At 70.6% G+C, this 20,292-nt stretch carries 18 protein-coding genes, 1 pseudogene and 1 riboswitch; of the genes and pseudogenes, 17 read left to right on the forward strand and 2 right to left on the reverse strand.

Annotated features, from left to right (window positions below):
* The first annotated feature begins 13 nt into the window (after positions 1 to 13).
* The 3 genes from ATK36_RS19350 to ATK36_RS19360 all read left to right on the forward strand — a co-directional run bounded on the left by ATK36_RS19350 (position 14) and on the right by ATK36_RS19360 (position 3,793).
* Positions 14 to 532, forward strand: coding sequence for a gamma carbonic anhydrase family protein (locus tag ATK36_RS19350; protein ID WP_098512826.1), 519 nt, complete (start codon positions 14 to 16; stop codon positions 530 to 532).
* A 39-nt stretch (positions 533 to 571) separates the two neighbouring features.
* A riboswitch (ZMP/ZTP riboswitch) is annotated at positions 572 to 659 on the forward strand.
* 21 nt (positions 660 to 680) lie between these two features.
* Complete coding sequence (locus ATK36_RS19355) at positions 681 to 1,949, forward strand: serine hydroxymethyltransferase (RefSeq protein WP_098512827.1); 1,269 nt, start codon at positions 681 to 683, stop codon at positions 1,947 to 1,949.
* A gap of 194 nt (positions 1,950 to 2,143) precedes the next feature.
* Positions 2,144 to 3,793 (forward strand): MDR family MFS transporter, encoded by a 1,650-nt coding sequence (locus ATK36_RS19360; protein ID WP_098512828.1) that lies wholly within the window; start codon positions 2,144 to 2,146, stop codon positions 3,791 to 3,793.
* Between the two features lie 56 nt (positions 3,794 to 3,849).
* Here ATK36_RS19360 and ATK36_RS19365 read toward each other — a convergent pair whose 3' ends face one another.
* Complete coding sequence (locus tag ATK36_RS19365) at positions 3,850 to 4,368, reverse strand: inorganic diphosphatase (protein WP_098512829.1); 519 nt, start codon at positions 4,366 to 4,368, stop codon at positions 3,850 to 3,852.
* Between the two features lie 174 nt (positions 4,369 to 4,542).
* Here ATK36_RS19365 and dacB point away from each other — a divergent pair, with 174 nt between their 5' ends.
* The 13 genes and pseudogenes from dacB to folK all read left to right on the forward strand — a co-directional run bounded on the left by dacB (position 4,543) and on the right by folK (position 17,980).
* Positions 4,543 to 7,050, forward strand: a complete 2,508-nt coding sequence (gene dacB, locus ATK36_RS33635; protein WP_170069806.1) for a D-alanyl-D-alanine carboxypeptidase/D-alanyl-D-alanine endopeptidase — start codon at positions 4,543 to 4,545, stop codon at positions 7,048 to 7,050.
* A 59-nt stretch (positions 7,051 to 7,109) separates the two neighbouring features.
* Positions 7,110 to 8,126: a zinc-dependent metalloprotease gene (locus ATK36_RS19375; protein WP_098515012.1), complete on the forward strand. Its 1,017-nt coding sequence runs from the start codon at positions 7,110 to 7,112 to the stop codon at positions 8,124 to 8,126.
* Positions 8,123 to 9,094 (forward strand): tRNA lysidine(34) synthetase TilS, encoded by a 972-nt coding sequence (gene tilS / locus ATK36_RS19380; RefSeq protein ID WP_098512830.1) that lies wholly within the window; start codon positions 8,123 to 8,125, stop codon positions 9,092 to 9,094. Before ATK36_RS19375 ends, tilS begins: the two co-directional genes overlap by 4 nt.
* A gap of 2 nt (positions 9,095 to 9,096) precedes the next feature.
* Entirely contained in the window at positions 9,097 to 9,648 is a 552-nt protein-coding gene (gene hpt / locus ATK36_RS19385; protein WP_098515013.1) for a hypoxanthine phosphoribosyltransferase, read from the forward strand.
* 143 nt (positions 9,649 to 9,791) lie between these two features.
* Positions 9,792 to 10,142 (forward strand): hypothetical protein, encoded by a 351-nt coding sequence (locus ATK36_RS19390; protein ID WP_098512831.1) that lies wholly within the window; start codon positions 9,792 to 9,794, stop codon positions 10,140 to 10,142.
* Positions 10,143 to 10,165: 23 nt separating this feature from the next.
* Positions 10,166 to 11,530 (forward strand): hypothetical protein, encoded by a 1,365-nt coding sequence (locus ATK36_RS19395; RefSeq protein ID WP_098512832.1) that lies wholly within the window; start codon positions 10,166 to 10,168, stop codon positions 11,528 to 11,530.
* 82 nt (positions 11,531 to 11,612) lie between these two features.
* A complete protein-coding gene (locus ATK36_RS19400) occupies positions 11,613 to 12,416 on the forward strand; it encodes an ESX secretion-associated protein EspG (protein ID WP_098512833.1) in 804 nt (267 codons plus the stop codon).
* Positions 12,417 to 12,474: 58 nt separating this feature from the next.
* Positions 12,475 to 13,296 (forward strand): ESX secretion-associated protein EspG, encoded by an 822-nt coding sequence (locus tag ATK36_RS19405; RefSeq protein ID WP_098512834.1) that lies wholly within the window; start codon positions 12,475 to 12,477, stop codon positions 13,294 to 13,296.
* 190 nt (positions 13,297 to 13,486) lie between these two features.
* Positions 13,487 to 15,880 carry an ATP-dependent zinc metalloprotease FtsH gene (gene ftsH / locus ATK36_RS19410; RefSeq protein ID WP_098512835.1) on the forward strand — a complete coding sequence of 798 codons (2,394 nt, stop codon included), beginning with the start codon at positions 13,487 to 13,489 and terminating at the stop codon, positions 15,878 to 15,880.
* Positions 15,852 to 16,121, forward strand: a pseudogene (locus tag ATK36_RS19415) (GTP cyclohydrolase I); the annotation flags it as partial. The gene ftsH and the pseudogene ATK36_RS19415, both read left to right, overlap by 29 nt.
* Positions 16,122 to 16,300: 179 nt before the next feature.
* A complete protein-coding gene (folP, locus tag ATK36_RS19420) occupies positions 16,301 to 17,137 on the forward strand; it encodes a dihydropteroate synthase (RefSeq protein WP_452039190.1) in 837 nt (278 codons plus the stop codon).
* On the forward strand, positions 17,130 to 17,489 hold the full coding sequence (gene folB / locus ATK36_RS19425) for a dihydroneopterin aldolase (RefSeq protein WP_098512837.1): 360 nt from the start codon (positions 17,130 to 17,132) through the stop codon (positions 17,487 to 17,489). Before folP ends, folB begins: the two co-directional genes overlap by 8 nt.
* Positions 17,486 to 17,980, forward strand: a complete 495-nt coding sequence (gene folK / locus ATK36_RS19430) for a 2-amino-4-hydroxy-6-hydroxymethyldihydropteridine diphosphokinase (protein WP_098512838.1) — start codon at positions 17,486 to 17,488, stop codon at positions 17,978 to 17,980. The genes folB and folK overlap by 4 nt, the downstream gene beginning before the upstream one ends.
* Before the next feature lie 814 nt (positions 17,981 to 18,794).
* On the opposite strand, the gene ATK36_RS19435 is transcribed toward folK, so the two are convergent.
* Positions 18,795 to 19,730 carry a helix-turn-helix domain-containing protein gene (locus tag ATK36_RS19435; RefSeq protein WP_170069807.1) on the reverse strand — a complete coding sequence of 312 codons (936 nt, stop codon included), beginning with the start codon at positions 19,728 to 19,730 and terminating at the stop codon, positions 18,795 to 18,797.
* 70 nt (positions 19,731 to 19,800) lie between these two features.
* Here ATK36_RS19435 and ATK36_RS19440 point away from each other — a divergent pair, with 70 nt between their 5' ends.
* Entirely contained in the window at positions 19,801 to 20,250 is a 450-nt protein-coding gene (locus ATK36_RS19440) for a DUF3180 domain-containing protein (protein ID WP_098512840.1), read from the forward strand.
* Positions 20,251 to 20,292: the final 42 nt, after the last annotated feature.

Genomic DNA, 20,292 nt, shown 5'->3' on the forward strand with positions numbered 1-20,292 from the left:
ATAAGGTGCGCACATGCCTCTGTTCTCCTTCGAGGGCGTCAGCCCGAACGTGCATCCGGATGCCTGGATCGCCCCCACCGCAACCCTGATCGGCAATGTGACCGTCGAGAAGGACGCCTCGGTCTGGTACGGCGCGGTCATCCGGGGCGATTCCGGTCCGATCGTGATCCGCGAGGGCGCGAACATCCAGGACAATTCGGTGATCCACACCAACACCGAACTGTGCGAGGTGGGCCGGAACGTGACGGTGGGGCACCAGTGCCTGGTGCACGACTGCACGGTCGGCGAGCAGGCGCTGATCGGCAACGGGTCCACGGTGCTCGACCGCGCGGTGATCGGTCCGCGGGCGCTGATCGCCGCGGGTGCCACCGTGACACCCGGCACCGTGGTGCCCGCCGAGACGATCGCGATGGGCAGCCCGGCCAAGAAGTTCGTGCCGCTCACCGATTCCGCGCGGATGTGGGTGGATCACAACGCGGCCGTCTATCAGGAACTCGCCCGCCGCCATCGCGAAGGCAGCCGGCCGGTGTAGCGCGTGCCGGGTCCGGCACCGCGAGTGCACTAGACTTTCCCGCGCAGCTGCGACTGGCGCCATTGAAGAGGTGGAGCACCACCGGGGAGCGACGACGAGGCCGGCACCGCGCGCCTGGGTGCAGGCCACTGCACAGCCGGAGTACGTGATGACACATCAGCCTGCCCTGTCCGTTCTCGCCGCGGCCGACCCGAAGCTCGCCGGTCTCGTCGAGGACGAGGCGAAGCGGCAGCACGACAAGATCCGCCTGATCGCCTCCGAGAACTACGTTTCGCAGGCGGTGCTGGAAGCGACCGGCACCGTGCTGACGAACAAGTACTCCGAGGGCTACGCGGGCAAGCGGTACTACGAGGGCCAGCAGCTCGTGGACCAGATCGAGACGCTGGCCATCGAGCGCGCGAAAGCCGTATTCGGTGCCGACCACGCCAATGTCCAGCCATACTCCGGTTCCCCGGCGAACCTCGCGGTGTATCTGGCCTTTGCCAAGCCCGGCGACACCGTGCTCGGCATGGCGCTGCCGGACGGCGGGCATCTCACGCACGGCTGGAGCGTGTCCGCCACCGGGAAGTGGTTCACGCCGGTGCGTTACGGCGTGCGCAAGGAGACCGGCCGGGTCGACCTCGACCAGGTCCGCGACCTCGCCCGGCAGCACCGGCCGAAGCTGATCTTCGCCGGGGGCACGGCGATCCCGCGCACCATCGACTTCCCGGCGTTCGCCGAGATCGCCCGTGAGGTCGACGCGGTGCTGGTCGCCGACATCGCGCACATCGCCGGCCTGGTCGCCGGTGGCGCGCACCCGTCGCCGGTCGGTCACGCGCAGGTGATCACCACGACCACGCACAAGACGCTGCGTGGCCCGCGCGGCGCGATGATCCTCTCCGACGCCGACCACGCGAAGGCGGTGGACAAGGCCGTCTTCCCCGGGTTGCAGGGCGGTCCGCACAACCACACGACGGCCGCCATCGCGGTCGCGCTCGGGGAAGCACAGCAGCCGTCCTTCGCCGACTACGCGCACGCCGTGGTCGCCAACGCGAAGGCCCTCGCCGAGGCGCTCGTCGAGCGGGGTTACGACCTGGTCTCCGGCGGGACCGACAACCACCTGCTGCTGATCGATCTGACCGGCAAGGCCGTGCCCGGCAAGCCGGCCGCGCAGGCGCTGGACCGGGCCGGGATCGAGCTGAACTACAACACCGTGCCGTTCGACCCGCGCAAGCCGTTCGACCCGTCGGGGATCCGGCTGGGCACTTCCGCGATCACCACCCGCGGGCTCCGGCCCGAGCACCAGGTCCAGGTCGCGGACTGGATCGATCGCACGGTCACCGCCGCGGCCGCGCAGCAGGCGCCCGCGCTGGACGCCATCGCGGCCGAGATCCGCGAGTTCCTCGCGCCGTTCCCGATCCCGGGCTACACCGCCTGAGCGCTTCTCCCGAAGGGGCCGTCCGCATCTCCCCGCGGGCGGCCCCTTTTGCGCTGCTCCAGGCCCTGCGAGCAGGGTCACAGGAAACTTGGTTGCGGAATACAAGCTTTTTCGGGACAGTTGCACGGGGCAAGTAGTTGACGAGTGCAAGCAACCGTCACGCCGCCTGGAGATCACGAAGCAAGGAGACCCCGATGAGCAAGACCTCTTCCGCGGAAGGAGGCGCCACCACGAACGGGCGGCTTTCCCACCGGCAGATCCTCACCATCCTGTCCGGGCTGATGCTCGGCATGTTCCTGGCCGCGCTCGACCAGACCATCGTGTCCTCGGCGATGAAGACCATCGCCGACGAACTGCACGGGCAGAGCCTGCAGGCCTGGGCCACCACGGCGTACCTGATCACCGCGACGCTTTCCACGCCGCTGTACGGCAAACTGTCCGACCTCTTCGGCCGGAAACCGATGTACCTGACCGCGATCTCGCTGTTCCTGGCCGGTTCACTGGCCAGCGGCATGGCGAGTTCGATGTACGAGCTGGCCGCGTTCCGGGCGTTCCAGGGCCTCGGCGCCGGTGGCCTGATGTCGCTCGCGCTGGCGATCATCAGCGACATCACCTCGCCTCGCGAGCGCAGCAAGTACCAGGGCTACTTCATGGCGGTGTTCGGCGTTTCGAGCGTGGCCGGCCCGGTCGTCGGCGGGTTCTTCGCCGGTCTCGACTCGTTCGCCGGCCTCACCGGCTGGCGCTGGGTGTTCATCGTGAACGTGCCGGTCGCGCTGGCCGCGCTGGTCGTGGTGAGCAAGGTGCTGAACCTGCCGCACACCCGCGTGCGGCAACGGATCGACTTCCTCGGCGCCGGTGCGCTGACCATGGGCCTGGTGCCGCTGCTGCTGGTCGCCGAGCAGGGCCGCGAATGGGGCTGGGGCGCGCCGGCCTCGATCGCGATGTACCTGGTCGGAGCGCTCGGGGTGGTGCTGTTCATCCTGCAGGAACGCCGGATGGGCGACGCCGCGCTGCTGCCGCTGCGGCTGTTCCGCCGCCCGGTGTTCCGGGTGGCCACGATGGTCACGGTGATCCAGGGCGTCGGGATGTTCGGCGCGATGATGTCGCTGCCGTTGTACCTGCAGATCGTGAAGGGCGCGTCGCCGACGCAGGCCGGGCTGCAGATGCTGCCGCTGACCCTCGGGATCATGGTGGCCAGCCTGAGCAGCGGCCGGATCATCGCCCGCACCGGCCGGTACAAGCCGTTCGCGGTGGCCGGTCTCGGCCTGATGGCCGCAGCGCTGTTCGCGTTGTCCACGATCGGCGCGGACACCCCGCTGGGCGTGGTGATGGCGATCGCGTTCGTGATCGGGCTCGGCCTCGGTTCGTCGATGCAGACGCTGACGCTGGCCGCGACCAACGACGTGTCGCCGCAGGACATCGGGGTCGCGACCTCGGCGTCGACCTTCTTCCGCCAGATCGGCGGCACGGCCGGCACCGCGGTGTTCATGTCGATCCTGTTCAGCACGGTCGGCGACCGGATCGCCGCGGCGGTCCGCTCGGCGATGGGCTCGCCCGCCTACGTGACGGCGCTGGCCCGGAACCCGGAGTTCGCGCATCGGATGGCCGCCGGTGGCGTGGACATCAACGACACCTCGTTCCTGTCCTCGCTGGACCCGGTGCTCGCCCGGCCGATCCTCGACGGCTTCGCCGGCTCGATGAGCACGGTCTTCGTGATCGGCGGAATCGTGCTGACGGTGGGCTTCGCGCTGGTGTGGTTCCTGCGGGAGAAGCCGCTGTCGGACAAGTCGGCGCTGGAGGTGCGTGCCGAAGAGGAGAGCACGGACCTCGCGATGGCCGGCTGAGCCCGGATACCGAAAGGGCCGCTCACCCCCGGGTGAACGGCCCTTTCGTGCGCTGCTCAGTGCTCGGCTTCGCCTTCCAGTTCGGCCTTCGCGAGCCGGTCCACCTCGCGCTCGAGCGAGCGGCGGATCTCGGCCTCCGCCTCGGTACGGCCCGCCCAGCTGGAACCCTCCACGCTCTTGCCCGGCTCGAGGTCCTTGTAGACCTCGAAGAAGTGCTGGATCTCCAGCCGGTGGAACTCGTTGAGGTGGTGGATGTCGCGCAGGTGCTCCTGGCGCGGATCGTTCGTCGGGACCGCGAGGACCTTGTCGTCCGGGCCCTTCTCGTCGGTCATCCGGAACATCCCGATCGCCCGGCAGCGGATCAGGCAGCCGGGGAAGGTCGGCTCCTGCACCAGCACGAGCACGTCCAGCGGGTCGCCGTCCTGGCCGAGCGTGTCGTCGATGAAGCCGTAGTCGGCCGGGTACTGCGTTGCCGTGAACAGGGTCCGGTCCAGCTTGATGCGACCGGTCTTGTGGTCGACCTCGTACTTGTTGCGCTCCCCTTTGGGGATTTCGATCGTGACGTCGAATTCCACGGCCGTCCTCGCTGCTTCTCGAATCTGGGTGTGCCCCGCGTCGCGGGCGGCAACCACAATGCCCTCATTGACGTCACTAGTGTGGACTACGCCGGGCCGGCCGGTCGCGCCGATGTCGGTCAGGCGGCATGTGACCTTGGCCCCTTCCCGGGGGCAGGTGAGAAGGAGTGGTGGGTGCCGGACAACGACCAGCCGAGGTGGCCGACGGGCGACGAAGACGCCACGCCCCGCGGTGAAGGGGCGACCGGCGGCCTTCCCCTGCCGAAGCGGACCGCGGGCTCCACCGAACGGCTCGCCGTGCCGAACGTCACACCCGGTGACGGTCCGGGTTCGTGGTTTCGCCCGAACGTCCCGGCGACACCGATACCGGGCCTCAACGCGCCTGCGGAGCCGGGCACGCCGGATGGATCGGAGCCGCCTGGGGAGCAGACCCAGCAGGTCCAGTGGCAGCCGGAGTCCCGGGCGGAGCAGCCGTCGCCGCAGACTCCGCAGTGGCCGGAATCGCGTGCGGAGCAGCCGTCGGTTCCGTGGGTGCCGGTGGAGCGTCCGCAGCAGCCGGCGCGAGGCCCTGCCCCGCTGTTCCAGCCGGGACGTCCGGACGGTGGCCACGAAGGCTCAACGCAGCAGTTCTCCGCGTTCCACGACGAGTCGCCCGCGGCCGGTTCGGCGGCGGACGGCGGACAGGGTTGGGCGGCCTTCCGTCCGGTGTCCCCGGGAACTCCACAGCAGCCGGATGCTGGCGAAGGGTGGGGGGCGTTCCGCAGCGAAAGTTCGGCGGAAGGCGCGGATCGGCCGTCGGATGGTCAACCACGCAGCCCGGAGCCGACGTACGCGGCGAGCCGGTCCGGGGACGGGCAGCCGAGCTGGGCTGCGCAGGAAGCCGTGAGCTGGCCAGGGGAAGGGCAACCGGAGACCGCGGGCCGGGAGCCGGGTAGTCCTGAGCCGCGTTGGGATGCGTCGCAAGCCGACCAACCCGGGGATGGGCAGCCTCGCGGTACGGAACCGGGCCGTGACGAATCCTGGTCGCAGCGGATCGACGTGCCGATCCGGCCGGAGCCGGGTGGCGTGCCGTCCGCGTCCAGCGGTCCCGCGCGGCCGATGCGGATCGAGCCGTCCGGGGGCCAGTTCGGGTCCGAGGCGACGGTCGGGATCCCACGGCCCCAGCAGGCCGAAGCCGAGCCCGCGCAACCGGCCGGCGGTATTCCGGAGCAGCTCGCGAGTGAGTCGACGGTCGCGCTCCGCCCGCCGCCGGAGACGCCGCCTGCCCCGGCGGCCGGTGACGACGTCCCGAAGCGGGGGCGCAAGAAGCTGGTCATCGCCGGGATCGTGGTGGTACTCCTGCTCGCCGCGGCCGGCGGCGCCTCGGCGGTGCCGCAGGTGGCCACCCGTCTGGGGTTGCCGTGGGCGCCCAACGCGCCGAAGGGCGCCGCGCCCGATCCGGCCGACGTCAGTCTTTCGCTGCACGGTCCGGACACGTCGGGCCCGGGTGCGACCGCGAACGGTGTCGCGTCCGCCCTGGCCGGTCCGGCCGGCGCACCGGCGCTCGCGAAGCTCAGCGGCAGTGTGATCGACCCGGCGACCGGAACCGCCTTGTGGGACCGCGACTCCGCCACAGCGTTGACGCCGGCCTCGACCACGAAGATCCTCACCGTGGCCGCGGCGCTGCTCGCGATGGACCCGGGCAAACGGCTGACCACCAGGATCGTTCAGGGCGCGCAGCCGGGCACGGTGATCCTCGTCGGCGGTGGGGACCCCACACTCACCACGCTGCCGCAAGGCACCGACTCGCCGCTGTATCCGGGCGCTGCGCACGTGGACGACCTCATCGCGCAGGTCAAGAAGGCGGGCGGGAACGTCAGCAAGGTGCAGGTCGACGTCAGTGCCTACACCGGCCCGCCGACTGCGCAGGGATGGGAGCCGGGGGACGCTCCGTCCACGTACGGTGCCCCGATTGCTCCGGTGATGACCGACGGCGGCCGGGGCAACGCCAAGGTCGACGAGACCCAGCGCTCGGCCAATCCGGCCGGTGCGATCACCCAGCTCGTCGCGCAGAAACTCGGGGCAACCCCGGGCCCGGCGACGAAGGCGGCCCCGGACGCGAAGGTGCTCGCCGAGGTTCAGTCGGCTCCGCTGCCCGACCTCGCGTACGCGCTGCTGCAGATCTCCGACAACGTGCTCGCCGACGCGCTCGGCAGGCAGGTCGCCATCGCCACCGGCGGGGAGCCGTCGTTCACGGGCGCGGCTGCCGCGGTGAAGAAGGTCCTCGGCGATCACGGGTTCGACGTGAGCCAGCTGCAGCTGTTCGACACCAGCGGCTTGTCCAACCAGAACAAGGTGCCCGCGCGGCTGCTCAGCCAGGTGCTCGCGGCGGCCGCAGGCCCGGATGGCAAGGACGAGAAGACCTCGAAGCTGCGTCCCCTGCTCGCCGGGCTCCCCGTCGCGGGTGGTTCGACGGGCACGCTCTCCAATCGCTATCAGGCCGCGCCGTCGGCGGATGGCAGGGGCTGGGTGCGGGCCAAGACCGGCACGCTCACCAGCGTCAACACCCTCGCCGGATACGTGCTGGACAAGGACAACCGGGTGCTCGCGTTCGCGTTCATGTCCAATGGCTCGGACAAGGACCCCGGACAGGCCGCGCTCGACGTACTCGCCACGACGTTGCGTGACTGCGGCTGTCGCTGACCGGTTCGGGCGGTAGCGTCGGAAGGGTGAGCCAGGAAACCGAAACCCGCGAACGCCCGATGGTCGACTGGGACCGGGCGGCGGCCACCGGCGCGCTGCTCGTGCGGGGCGGCCCGCAGATCCCCCGGCGCGAGGCCGACCGGGTGGTGACCGATCTGCGGGAGCTGACCGCGGAGGCGGAGGGGCACGTCCGTGAGCTGACCGGGCTCGGGCGGGAGCTGCCGCTGCTGCCCGGCACGGTGGTGGACCGGCCCGGCTGGGTGCGCTCGGCCGCGTCCGGGCTCGGCGCGCTGACCGGCCGTGCGCTGCCTGCCGCGCAGGGCGGCCCGCTCGGCCCGATCCTGGCCTCCGGCGCCGGCATGCAGACGGGGCTGGTGCTGGCCTTCCTCGCTTCCCGCGTGCTCGGCCAGTACGACCCGTTCGGCGGGCCGGAAAACCGAGGCGAGTTGCTGCTGGTCGCGCCGAACGTGGTCGCCGCCGAGCGCGCGATGAAGGTGCCGGACCGGGAATTCCGGCTCTGGGTCTGCCTGCACGAGTGCACGCACCGGCTGCAGTTCACCGCCGTGCCGTGGCTGCGGGACTACTTCGCGGACGAGGTCGAGCGGCTGATCTCGGGAATCGCCGGACATTCGGACGACAGCCTGGCCGAGCTGTTCGGCAGGCTCACCGACGCGGTCAAGCATCGCGGGAAGGGCGCGGGTATCGCGGAGCTGCTCCAGTCGCCCAAGGAACGCGCGGTGTTCGACCGGCTGCTGGCCTTGTCCACGTTGCTGGAAGGGCATGCCGATTACGTGATGGACGCGGTCGGCCCCCAGGTGGTGCCCAGCGTCGAACAGATCCGCTCGAAGTTCAGCGCGCGGCGTCGCGGCGGTGGCCTCTTCGACCGGCTGCTGCGTGCTCTCCTGGGGCTCGACGCGAAGATCCGCCAGTACGAGGAAGGCGCGAAATTCACCCGGCAGGTGGTCGACGCCGTCGGTATGGCGGGCTTCAACGCGGTCTGGCGGTCGCCGAACACGTTGCCGACCCGGGCGGAGATCGCGGACCCCGCGGCCTGGGTACGGCGTCTGCACGGGTGAGTGCGCTCGCCGCGGTCCGTCTGGCGGTCCGCGAATTCCTCGCCACCGTCGAGCTGCCCGGCGAAGTGTGCGTCGCGGTCTCCGGTGGGGCGGATTCGGTCGCGCTGGCCGAAGCGACCGCGTACGTCGCTCATCGCCAGAGCTTCCGTACGCGGGCGCTTGTGATCGACCACGGCCTCCAGGAAGGCTCCGCGGACGTCGCGGCCGAAGCCGCCGCTGTGGTGCGGAAGCTGGGCGTCGAAACGGCTGAGGTGCGCCGAGTCGAGGTCACCGGCAAAGGCGGTCCTGAAGCAGCCGCACGCACGGCGAGATACCGCGCGCTGCGCGAAGCGCTGTCAGACGGCGAAGGGCTCGTACTGCTCGGCCATACCCTCGACGACCAAGCGGAGACGGTGCTGCTCGGCCTTGGCCGAGGCTCCGGGCCACGGTCGCTCGCCGGGATGCGCCCGCACGACCCACCGTGGGGCCGTCCGCTTCTCGGGATCACCCGCGTACAGACTCAGCAGGCTTGCGTCGAGCTTGGCGTGCAGCCGTGGCAGGACCCGCACAACGCCGACTCACGGTTCACCCGTGTCCGGCTACGCAGCGAAGTGCTCCCGTTGTTGGAGGACGTGTTGGCCGGCGGCGTGGCGCCCGCGTTGGCCCGTACGGCCGCTCAATTGCGCGACGACACAGAGGCGTTGGACACACTCGCCGCGCGGGTGCACGCGCGTGCGAAGCAGGGCCGAGAGCTTGATACGGCAGTGCTCGCCGTCGAGCCGGCAGCAGTGCGCAGACGCGTTCTCCGCAGGTGGCTGCTGGACTCCGGGGTCCGGGAGCTGACCGACGCGCACCTGCGTTCGGTCGACGCGCTGGTGTCCCGCTGGCGCGGCCAGGGCGGCGTCTGGCTGCCGGGCAACTTGGAGGCACGGCGGTCCCGTGGCAGGCTCTCGCTTGCCGGACCCGAACCCACCACCCGAGGGGAATGACCGTGTACGAGGGTGAGATCGCCTCCGTGCTCATCACCGAGCAGCAGATCAGGGACAAGATCGCGGAGCTGGCGGCGAAGATCGCCGCCGACCACCCGGAAAACGGCCAGGGCGACCTCATCCTGGTCGGCGTCCTCAAGGGCGCCGTCATGTTCATGACCGACTTCGCCCGCGCCCTCCCGCTGCCGACCCAGCTGGAGTTCATGGCCGTGTCGTCGTACGGGTCCTCGACCTCCTCCTCGGGGGTGGTGCGCATCCTGAAGGACCTCGATCGCGACATCGCCGGCCGGAATGTGCTGATCGTCGAGGACATCGTCGATTCCGGGCTGACGCTGTCCTGGCTGCTGAAGAACCTGGCGAGCCGGAACCCGGCCTCGCTGGAAGTGGTGTCACTGCTGCGGAAACCGGAAGCGGTGAAGGTCGAAGTGCCGGTTCGGTACATCGGCTTCGACATTCCGAACGAATTCGTAGTCGGGTATGGCCTCGACTATGCGGAGCGCTACCGGGATCTGCCCTACATCGGCACGCTGGACCCGCACGTCTACACCTCCTGAAGCCGGTTGCGTCCGGCCCGCCGGATGCGGAACCCTGATCTCTTCGAACGCGTCATAGGGCACGACCAGGTGCGTTAACCTATGCGAAGACCTAGTGCCATGCGGGCGGGCAGGGCTCGCGCGGGGGAACGGAGAGAGGGCAGATGGGCGACGCCAACGCGTTCAGAAATGCGGCTGCGAACGGTCAGGTCGGGATCGATCCCGACGCGGCGCACACCGTGCTGAACAAGATCCGCACCGGCAAGGATGCGGTCGAGGCGCTGCTGAACGGCTCGGGCGCGCTCGCCCAGCCGCCGAAGCTGGGCAACAACCCGGTCGGCAACGCGATGGCCGCCAAGTTCGTGCAGCGTGCCGACGGGGGCGGCGACTCCTACTCTGCCGCACTGCAGAACCTGCTCGGCCAGTACCAGGCCGCCGAGGAGGGCATCGTCCAGGCGATGGCGCGTTACCACGAGATGGACCAGTCCGCCGCCGACCCGTTCCGCAAGGCCTGACGTCCTAGGGGGATCAGCAAGTCATGGCACCGAATCAAGACCTCGCCGGGCCGGGCTCGGCCGGCTACGCCCCGCCGTCCGGCGGCTCGGTCGTACCGCTGGGCAGCAACTCCTCGCAGAGCATCGTGAACGCCGCGCGCAGCAGCTCCGGCGGTTTCGAGATGGGCGGCGACCGCGCCATCGCGAACCCACCGAACTGGAACTCGCAGGCCAGCCAGCAGCTCTACAACGGCGCGGTGAACGACAACGACCCGGGCACCGCGGAGGCGACGGGTCAGCACTGGAGCAAGCACGGCACCGAGCTCAAGCGCACTGCCGACGAGTTGTACAACGCGATCGCCGAACTCGGCAACGCGTGGGTCGGTGAAGGCGCGGCGAGTGCGCAGGGCGCGCTGGTCGCCATCGCCAACTCCGGCAGCCAGGCCTCCGACGCCGCGCACACCATGGCCGACCGGATGGCCAGGCAGGCCGCCGCGGCCGCCGAGGTGAAGAAGATGCCGGCGCCGCGCGAGTTCGACCCGAAGCAGGCCATGGCCGCGGCGCTCGCCGGCGGCCCGGCCGCGATGGCCGCCGACCAGAAGGCACAGGCGGATGCTGCCGACGACGTCAAGGCGCAGCAGGTCGCGTTCTTCAACGCCTACACCGAGTCGATGACCGACGTGGACGGCTCCACCCCGAGCTTCGGTCCCGAATCGCTCGGCATGAAGGCGACCGCGACGCACTTCAACGGCAACTCGTTCAACTCCGTCAGCGTGGTCGCCCACCCGGGTTCCGGGCAGGGACTCGGCGGCGTCGAAGTGCTCGGCGGGGCGGGTGCCCCGGGCCTGGCCGGTGGGGCGCACGGTGGCCCCGCCGCGCATGTGGCACACGATTCGGGCTCCATGGCCACCGCCGGTTTCGACGGCGGCCTCGCTCCCGGCGCCGCTGCGGGAGCGGGCACGGGTGCTTCCGTCCCGGCCTCGGCGGCGTCCGTTTCTGTTTCGTCCGGCGGCAGTGGCGCCGGTACGGGTGCCGCGCTGGGCCTCGGGGTCGCCGGTGCGGGCGCGGGGCTCGGCAAGCTCGGTCAAGGCTCGCGCAGCGCGTCGCGCAAGAGCGACAACACCGCGGCCTCGTCGGAGCACCAGAGCGGGCAGAGCGCCGCATCGGCAACGCCGCAGCAGCAGGGCGTGGTCTCCGCGGGCGGCACCATCGGCGGCCAGAACCAGCCGGCGGGCATGGCCCCGGGCATGGGCGGCGGCATGGGTGCGCACGGCGGGCCGGGCCGGGAGGACGAGGAGCACACGCACGCCTCGTTCCTCATCGAGCCGGACCCGGACGACGCGTTCGGCGCCCGCGAGGCCACCCCGCCCCCGGTCATCGGGGCGTGGTCGGAGGACGAGGAAGACTGATGCGGTACCCCGCGGGCGCGTGACCGGATCCGGTCACGCGCCCGCGGTTGTCCGGGAACACTTCGGGATAGGGAGTTGGTCGATGCCGAACGCGGAGCTGCTCACGCCATTGGAGGCGGACTTCCTGTGGGAGTCCGCCGCGGTGGGTGAGCTGCCTTATCCGCTGCGCATCCCCTCGCACGGCGCGACGATGGACGAGCGTGCGGCGCTGCGCCTCGGCACGCTCGGCGGGCTCGCCGAGCGCGGCGTGGCCGATCGCCACGGCCGTCCGGCGCCACACGTCGAGGACTACTTCGGCATGCTCGCCTCGCCCGACGCGAGCCTGGACACCGTGCAGCTGCTCGACCCGAACGGCGAGCCGCTGCTCGCGGTCGCCGCCCGGCTCGGGGACCAGGGCCTGTTCGCGGTGCAGGATCAGCGCGGGCTGCACCTGCAGCCGTGCCCGGCCGACGGGCTGGCCACCGCCGTGGTCTCGCTGCTGCCGGGCAGCCCGCGAGGCAGCGAGAAGTCCATCACCGTGCCGCTGGAGCAGCTCGTCGGCGCATCCGGGGTGGACTTCATGCAGCGCCGGGGCAACCAGGTCGACGCGACCGGCCGGGCGAGTGTGGACGAGGACCGCAAGGCACTCGCGCGGCTGCACACCCAGCAGCGGCTGCGGGGCGGCCAGATCGGCGCGAACGCCCGCAACCGGCTCGGCGGGCGCAGCCGCTCGCCGGTGCTCAGCTGGTTCGACACCGAGACCGGCCGGTACTTCACGCAGGCCAGCCGCGGGCACGACGGCCGGGACTGGATCACCATCGCCCCGGCCGACGCCGCGACCCTGCGGCACCGGCTCGGCGAGATGCTCGCCGGCGCCGCCGACCAGGCGGGTGCCGCCGCGCTCTGACCGGAGTCCCGGCGTTACGCTGGGCCACGAGCCGATTCTGGAGGGTGAGCAGCACCGGATGCACCAGGAGTTCTTCTCGCCGCTGGCGTTCGACTTCCTGTGGGAGTCGATGGAGCTGGGCGAGCTGCCGTATCCCCTGCGGATCCACTCGCACGGCGCCACCCAGGACGAACGGGTCTCCCTGCGGCATCGGGTGGACACCGAGCTGAAGGCCCGCGGCCTGCGGGACGCGCGCGGCCGGGCGGAACCGCGGCTGGAGGACTGGCTCACGCTCCTCGCCCGTGCCCCGGTCTCCCTCGACGGCCTGCACATCCCGCAGTTCGAGGCGCATCCGGTCGCGCTGCTCGCGGCCGGGGACGAGCGCACCGGCGTGGTCGCCATCCAGGACGCGGACGGCATCTGGCTGCGCGAGACGCCGTCCGACGGGCTGGTCTCGACCATCGTGGGCCTGCTGCCCGCGGGCAAGCGCGGTAGCGAGGCCTCGGTCACCCTGCCGCTGGACGAGGCACTGCACACCCGGCCGATCCGGGTGCCGGTGGCCGCGGGCGGGGGGCAGGAGCCGCAGGTGAAGGGCCGCCGGCCGAGACGTCAGTCACTCAGCGAGCGCGCCACCGTCGATCCGCGGGAGACCTACGGGCTCATCTCCGGCCAGCCACGGCTGCGCGGCGGTCAGCTCGCGGCGAACAGCCGATCGTCGCTCGGTGCCCGGCAGCGGTCCCGGGTACTGGGCTGGTTCGACACCTCGTCCGGGCGATATCTGAGCCTGTCGCGGGCCGGTTCGGACGGCCGGGAGTGGGTCACGGTCTCGCCCGCGGACCCGCAGACACTGCGCACCAGGCTGGGTGAGATGGTCTCTTCCGTGGCGGACAGCACCCGCTGACCTGCCCGCTCCGGGAACCCTCCCGCGGGATCGGCCGTTGACCTGCGAGAGGCTCACCAGGTTCCATCGCCCGGCCGGACGGTACCCTGGTGGGACGGGTGCCCGGCGGCGTGCCGGGTCGAGATCGTGATGGCGGGTATCACAGGAGCCGCCCAACCAGGGAGGGTCGAGGCCGCAAAGGCCGAGTCGTATGAACCGGAAGAGCGTGCTCAGGAACCCACTGCTGTGGATCGTCGCGGGGTTGCTGGCGTTGTTCGCGTACAACACGATCTTCGACAGCGATCGTGGCTACACGCAGGCTCCCATCTCGGTGGCGAACCAGCAGATCGCCCAGGGTCACGTCAAGGAAGCCAACCTCGAGGACAAGGAGCAGCAGCTCAAGCTGCTGCTCACGCAGAAGATCGACGTCGAGGGCACCCAGACCGACCAGATCATCGCGCAGTACCCGGCGGACGCCACCAGCTCCATCTACACCTCGCTCAACGATGCGAAGTTCGACGGCCAGCCGATCAAGTTCACCACCAAGGTGACCCAGCAGTCGCTGTTCACCCAGATCCTCATCTTCGCCATTCCGCTGGCGCTGGTGCTGGGCCTGCTGATGTGGATGATGAACAACGCCCAGGGCGGCGGCAACCGGGTCCTCAACTTCGGCAAGTCCAAGGCCAAGCAGCTGAACAAGGACATGCCGAAGACCACCTTCGGGGATGTCGCGGGCGCCGACGAGGCGGTCGAAGAGCTGTACGAGATCAAGGACTTCCTGCAGAATCCGGCGCGCTATCAGGCGCTCGGCGCGAAGATCCCGAAGGGCGTATTGCTCTACGGGCCGCCGGGTACCGGTAAGACGCTGCTCGCGCGAGCCGTCGCCGGTGAGGCGGGGGTGCCGTTCTACACGATCTCCGGTTCCGACTTCGTCGAGATGTTCGTGGGTGTCGGCGCTTCCCGGGTGCGCGACCTGTTCGAGCAGGCCAAGCAGAACGCGCCGTGCATCATCTTCGTGGACGAGATCGACGCGGTCGGCCGCCAGCGCGGCGCCGGCCTCGGCGGCGGCCACGACGAGCGCGAGCAGACGCTGAACCAGCTGCTGGTCGAGATGGACGGCTTCGACGCGCGCGGCGGCATCATCCTGATCGCGGCCACCAACCGGCCGGACATCCTGGACCCGGCGCTGCTGCGCCCCGGCCGGTTCGACCGGCAGATCCCGGTCTCCGCGCCGGATCTGCTCGGCCGCAAGGCGATCCTCGAGGTACATGCGAAGGGCAAGCCGATCGCGCAGGGCACCGATCTGACCGGGCTGGCCAAGCGCACCGTGGGCATGTCCGGTGCGGACCTGGCCAACGTGCTGAACGAGGCCGCGCTGCTCACCGCCCGCGAGAACGGGCACGTGATCACCGACACCGCGCTCGAGGAATCGGTCGACCGGGTGGTCGGCGGTCCGGCGCGCAAGAGCCGGATCATCTCCGAGAAGGAGAAGAAGATCACCGCCTACCACGAGGGCGGGCACGCGCTCGCCGCGTGGGCGATGCCGGACATCGAGCCGGTGTACAAGCTGACCATCCTGCCGCGTGGCCGCACCGGCGGGCATGCCCTGCTGGTCCCCGAGGACGACAAGCAGCTGATGACCCGGTCGGAGATGATCGGCAGGCTGGTGTTCGCGATGGGTGGCCGCACCGCCGAGGAGCTGGTGTTCCACGAGCCGACCACCGGTGCGTCCTCGGACATCGAGCAGGCCACGAAGATCGCCCGCGCGATGGTCACCGAGTACGGCATGAGCGCGCGGCTCGGCGCGGTCAAGTACGGCCAAGAGCAGGGTGACCCGTTCCTCGGCCGGTCCGCCGGACGGCAGGCCGACTACTCGCTCGAGGTGGCGCACGAGATCGACGAGGAGGTGCGCAAACTCATCGAGACCGCGCACACCGAGGCGTGGCATGTGCTCAACACCTACCGCGACGTGCTGGACAACCTGGTCGTCGAGCTGCTGGACAAGGAAACCTTGCAGCGCAAGGACCTGGAGCGGATCTTCGCGACCGTCGAGAAGCGCCCGCACATCACCGTGTTCAACGAGTTCGGTGAGCGCACCCCGTCGGACAAGCCGCCGGTGAAGACCCCGGGCGAGCTGGCGATGGAGCGCGGGGAGCCGTGGCCCCCGCCGGAGAAGGAGAAGCCGGTGCTCCAGCCGGCCCCGACCCCGGTCGCCACCGCGCCCGGTGCCGGTGACCTGCCCGGTGGCCCGCCGTACCCGGCCCCGGACCCGAACGCCAACCCGTACGCCCCGCCGGCCAACGGCGGCCGGCCGAACGGCGGGTCGAACGGTTCCGGCCGCTGGCCCCAGCCCTACGGCGGTCAGCAGCCGGGCGGCCCGCCCGGTGGCTACCACCCGGGTGGCCCGGGTGGCGCGCAGAGCGGCCCGCCGAACTACGGGGCGCCCCCCGGCTGGACCCCGGCGACGTCGCCGGGTGGTCAGCAGCCGTGGCGTCCGGCCGAGGACCGTCCGCGTGAGCCGGGCTGGTTCGCCGACGGCGCGAACGGCCAGCAGCCGGACGAGGGGCAGCAGCGGCGTGACGGCGACGGAACCGACAAGCAATAACCACGGCGGCCGCCCGGTCTTCGACCAGGACCGGGCGGAGCGCGCCATCCGCGAGCTGCTGCTCGCCTGCGGTGAGGCCCCGGATCGGGACGGTCTCCAGGACACCCCGGCCCGGGTCGCTCGCGCTTACCGGGAGATGTTCGCCGGTCTCTCCGCCGATCCGGACGAGCTGCTGACCCGCACCTTCGATGAATCGCATGAGGAACTCGTGCTCGTCACCGGCATCCCGATGTACTCGACCTCTGGGCCGGCCGGGCAGACCGTGGATGCGATCGCGGGGGCGAAATCGGCGGAAGACGTCGTGGTGGGGGATCGGCTCCGGACGCCGGCCGGCGTCCGGGTCGCGGAGACGACGGTCGTGGCGATCGGCTCGCACCGGACCAGCGCACTGGTCGAGGTCAACCTGATTCGGAGCACCCGATGATCCCGCGTCCAGGCCGATGCGCGGTGATGGGCGTGCTCAACGTGACGCCGGATTCCTTCTCCGACGGCGGCCGTTACCTCGATCTGGACCAGGCGCTGGACCACGCGCGGGAGATGTGGGCGCGCGGTGCGGACCTGATCGACGTCGGGGGTGAGTCGACGCGGCCCGGTGCGTCCCGCGTCGATGCGGATGTCGAGGCTGCGCGGATACTTCCGGTGATCCGGCAGCTGGCTTCCGAGGGCATCGCGCTCTCGGCGGACACGACGCGGGCCACGGTCGCGGAGGCCGCGCTGGCGGCCGGTGCCAAGGTGATCAACGACGTCTCCGGTGGCCTTGCCGACCCGGACATGGCGCGGGTGGCTGCCGAGACGGGTGCCCCGTGGGTGCTCATGCACTGGCGCGGCCACAGCAGGGACATGACCTCGCTCGCCGAGTACACCGACGTCGTCGCCGAAGTGCGGGACGAGCTGCTGTCCCGAGTGGACGATGCCATCGCCGCGGGAGTCGAGCAGAGCGCTATCGTGCTCGATCCCGGGCTCGGCTTCGCGAAGCGCCCAGAACACGACTGGGCCCTGCTGCATCAGCTGGATTCCTTGCTGTCGCTGGGTTTTCCAGTGCTCGTCGGCGCTTCGCGGAAACGCTTCCTCGGTCGTCTGTTGTCCGGAAAGGATGGTCATCCGCGGCCGCCGGGCGGGCGCGAGGTGGCGACCGCCGCGGTGTCCACTTTGGCCGCTGCGGCCGGCGCCTGGGGCGTGCGGGTGCACGAGGTGGGCGCCTCACTCGACGCCGTGGCAGTAGCCGCGGCCTGGCAACGCGGGAGGGCCGATGGCTGACCGGATCACGCTCACCGGGCTACGGGTGTTCGGCCGCCACGGCGTGTTCGAGCACGAGAAGCGGGACGGGCAGGAGTTCGTCGTGGACGTCACCGCGTGGCTCGACCTCGGCCCGGCCGCCGCTTCGGACGATCTCACCGAGACGCTGCACTACGGCGAGCTGGCCGAACTGGCCGCCGGGGTCGTCGCCGGGAAACCGTACGACCTGATCGAGAGCGTCGCGGGCAAGATCGCCGACGAGGTCCTCGCCGATCACCGGCTGCGCGCCGTGGAGGTCACCGTGCACAAACCGGCCGCCCCGATCCCCCTGACCTTCGACGACGTCGCGGTCACCATCCGGCGGGAACGATGAGCCGCGCCGTCTTCTCGCTGGGCTCGAACCTCGACGACCGGCTCGCCTGCCTGCGCATCGCGATCGAGGCCGTCCGCCCGGCGCTGGTCGCCGTGTCCAGCGTCTACGAAACGAAGCCATGGGGCGTGGAGGACCAGCCGGACTTCCTCAACGCGGTCTGCGTGGTCGACGACCCGGCCCGCGACCACTGGGCGTGGCTGTGCGTCGCCCAGTCCGCCGAGCAGTCCGCCGGCCGGATCCGCGAACTACGCTGGGGACCGCGCACGCTGGATGTCGACATAGTGACAGTGGACGGCGTCAGCTCGGCCGACCCGGAGCTGCTCCTGCCGCACCCCGGCACCCCGGAGCGAGCCAGCGTCCTGATCCCCTGGCTGGAAATCGACCCGGACGCCGAACTGCCCGGCCACGGCCGTATCTCCGGCCTGCTGGCCCGCCTTTCGCCTGCTGACCGCGAGGGCGTGGTCCGGCGGCCGGATCTGACTTTGATCTGACCGTGCCGCGCCGGTCCGGGTGCTGGGGTTGTGGCCGTCGCGGGGCCTGCCGGGATGCGCGCGAAAGGGGCAATGAGCCCGCGAACCTGCTGGTCGAACGCCCGGCAGGGTGGGTGCTGGTGGCTTCGGGTTCTTGAGCGTTGGCGGCGATCGATCGCACCGCCGCTCGGTCCGTAGCTGCACACCCAGCACCGAGATCGCGATCACAGCGGCCGGCGGCATCACTACCGCTACGAGCAACGCCGTCCAGCGGAACTGACGCAGGGTGTCGGCAAAGTCGGTGTGAGGGGCCCTGCGCAGACTGCGGAGGTCTGTGAAGGTCTGTGAAGGGGCCCTTCACGGACTCAGAGTCCGTGAAGGGCCCCTTCACAGACCCGAGACAGGTCCGGCGCACACCACGAGGTTGTCGCGCGTCTCGAACACCACTGCTTCGCCGCTGCCGGGCGAAATCGACGAAGATGGCAGGCGCCGTCGATGATGACGCGGCAGCCACGGCTCACCCTGATGATCACTGGTCCTCGACCGACTTTGCCGGGACCCTGGGGTGCGGCCGCGAGATACAACCGCCGCCGGCGTCCTTGCCGGACAGCCCTCTCGTTCATCCCCGTTCCCCCTCGCCGCCTTGGTTTACGAGAAGTCGTGGACTCCGGGCCTCCCGTGACTCACCACGCCGGTCCGTACGCCCTCGCTGACACCGACCCTGGCCAAGAACTCATTGCCCGAGTCGGCCGGGCCGAGTGGTTCGCACTCGGCCCGACCAGGTCGCTTCAGCGGTATTCGGCTGTCCGCGCAGGCCGAGCCCCGAAGACTCCGCTCACGCCCGCAACGCCGCCAGCAGGAACCGCAGCTCCTCCTGGCTGCTCGGGATGGCCGGCCAGCCGTTGATGATCGCCAGTAGCTGCCAGTATCGCTCGGCTCGGGGATCGCCGCCGTCGGCGAAGGTGGCGGCCAAGGCGTGGCGGAACCCCGGGTCCTGCGGATTCTGGTCTGGACGGGCGGAGTCGGCCGCGACCTTCGTGGCCAGTGCGCGACCGACCGCGGAGTCCGGGGTATCACCGGCATCGAGGGCGGCACGAGCTTCAGTCATCCAGGTGAACCAGTGCTCTCGCTGGGCCTGGCCGGGCTGCTCGTACTCGCCGGCCGCGCGGGCGGCGGCCTGACGTTCGCTCAGGTGCCGGATCAGCGCGCGGAAGTCCGGATCCTGCACGAGTTCGGCGAACTCGATCCAGGCTTCCAGCTGCTGCGGGCTCGGATCGTCCGGCAGGGCGGGTCTGGCCGCGCGCATCCGGGCGTAGAACTCGGGGTCCACGTCCAGCCCCGCTTCCATTTCCGTCCAGAATTCCTCGACCAGCCGGTGCCGCTGTTCGTCGGACATCTGTGCGAGTCGGTTCATCAGTTTCACTTCCTCCAGCTCGGAATCACGTTTCACCACCGCGCGCAGGACCGCGCGGCGCAGCCGTAGCCGCCGGATCTGCTCGTCCAGCGCCTCGACGTGGTGCACGGCGAGGTCGCGCACCGTCGTCTCCCGCGCGAGCGCGCGGGCCACGTCGGGCAGGCCGACGCCCAGTTCGCGCAGCGTCCGCACCAGCTCCAGCCGGGCGAGCGCGTGCACGTCGTAGAGCCGGTAACCGGCGCCGGAGCGCCGGGTCGGCGGGAGCAGGCCCTCGTCGGAGTAGAACCGGATGGTCTTCACCGGCAACCCGGTGCGCCGGGACAGCTCGCCGATGGTGAAGACCGGGGTGGCAGGCATGGCAGTCATGGTGAAGTCTCCAGTCACTGGAGAGTCAAGACTGCCAGAGCGGGGTCGGTACGGTGGGCGTATGCACTTCACCCGGCCCCGGGACCTGGTGGTGGCCGCAATCGCCGGGTTCGTCGTGGTCTACCTGCTCTTTCAGTTCGACTACGGGAACCTGCCCCGGCTGCCGCTGCTGGCCGGGGTCACCTTCGCGGTACTCGCCGCGGCCGAGCTGGTGCTGTCGTTGTCGATCCGGTCGCGGATCCGGTCCGGCCGGGTGACCGGCGCGGTCGGTATCGCCCGTTCGGTGGCGCTGGCGAAGGCCTCGTCGCTGGCCGGCGCGTTTCTGGGTGGTGGCTGGCTGGCCGCTTTCGGTTACGTTTTCCCACGCCGTGACGAACTCGCCGCCGCGGTCGCCGACAGTCGTTCGGCGGTGGTCGGCGTGGTGTCCTCGGCACTGCTCGTAGCTGCCGGTTTGTGGCTGGAACACTGCTGCCGGACCCCGCCGGAGAAACCGGAGCGACCGACCGGTTAACGATTCGATCCGCCCGCTCGAAGTACCGACTGGGTCTCATTA

The sequence above is a fragment of the Amycolatopsis sulphurea genome, from assembly GCF_002564045.1.
Classification (GTDB): domain Bacteria; phylum Actinomycetota; class Actinomycetes; order Mycobacteriales; family Pseudonocardiaceae; genus Amycolatopsis; species Amycolatopsis sulphurea.

Bases quoted from the DNA above. Each gene is read 5' to 3' on its own strand.
- ATK36_RS19350 (WP_098512826.1), top strand. From the start codon at position 14: ATGCCTCTGTTCTCCTTCGAGGGCGTCAGCCCGAACGTGCATCCGGAT.
- ATK36_RS19355 (WP_098512827.1), top strand. From the start codon at position 681: ATGACACATCAGCCTGCCCTGTCCGTTCTCGCCGCGGCCGACCCGAAG.
- ATK36_RS19360 (WP_098512828.1), top strand. From the start codon at position 2,144: ATGAGCAAGACCTCTTCCGCGGAAGGAGGCGCCACCACGAACGGGCGG.
- ATK36_RS19375 (WP_098515012.1), top strand. From the start codon at position 7,110: ATGGTCGACTGGGACCGGGCGGCGGCCACCGGCGCGCTGCTCGTGCGG.
- ATK36_RS19390 (WP_098512831.1), top strand. From the start codon at position 9,792: ATGGGCGACGCCAACGCGTTCAGAAATGCGGCTGCGAACGGTCAGGTC.
- ATK36_RS19395 (WP_098512832.1), top strand. From the start codon at position 10,166: ATGGCACCGAATCAAGACCTCGCCGGGCCGGGCTCGGCCGGCTACGCC.
- ATK36_RS19400 (WP_098512833.1), top strand. From the start codon at position 11,613: ATGCCGAACGCGGAGCTGCTCACGCCATTGGAGGCGGACTTCCTGTGG.
- ATK36_RS19405 (WP_098512834.1), top strand. From the start codon at position 12,475: ATGCACCAGGAGTTCTTCTCGCCGCTGGCGTTCGACTTCCTGTGGGAG.
- ftsH (WP_098512835.1), top strand. From the start codon at position 13,487: ATGAACCGGAAGAGCGTGCTCAGGAACCCACTGCTGTGGATCGTCGCG.
- folP (WP_452039190.1), top strand. From the start codon at position 16,301: ATGATCCCGCGTCCAGGCCGATGCGCGGTGATGGGCGTGCTCAACGTG.
- folB (WP_098512837.1), top strand. From the start codon at position 17,130: ATGGCTGACCGGATCACGCTCACCGGGCTACGGGTGTTCGGCCGCCAC.
- folK (WP_098512838.1), top strand. From the start codon at position 17,486: ATGAGCCGCGCCGTCTTCTCGCTGGGCTCGAACCTCGACGACCGGCTC.
- ATK36_RS19435 (WP_170069807.1), bottom strand. From the start codon at position 19,730: ATGCCTGCCACCCCGGTCTTCACCATCGGCGAGCTGTCCCGGCGCACC.
- ATK36_RS19440 (WP_098512840.1), top strand. From the start codon at position 19,801: ATGCACTTCACCCGGCCCCGGGACCTGGTGGTGGCCGCAATCGCCGGG.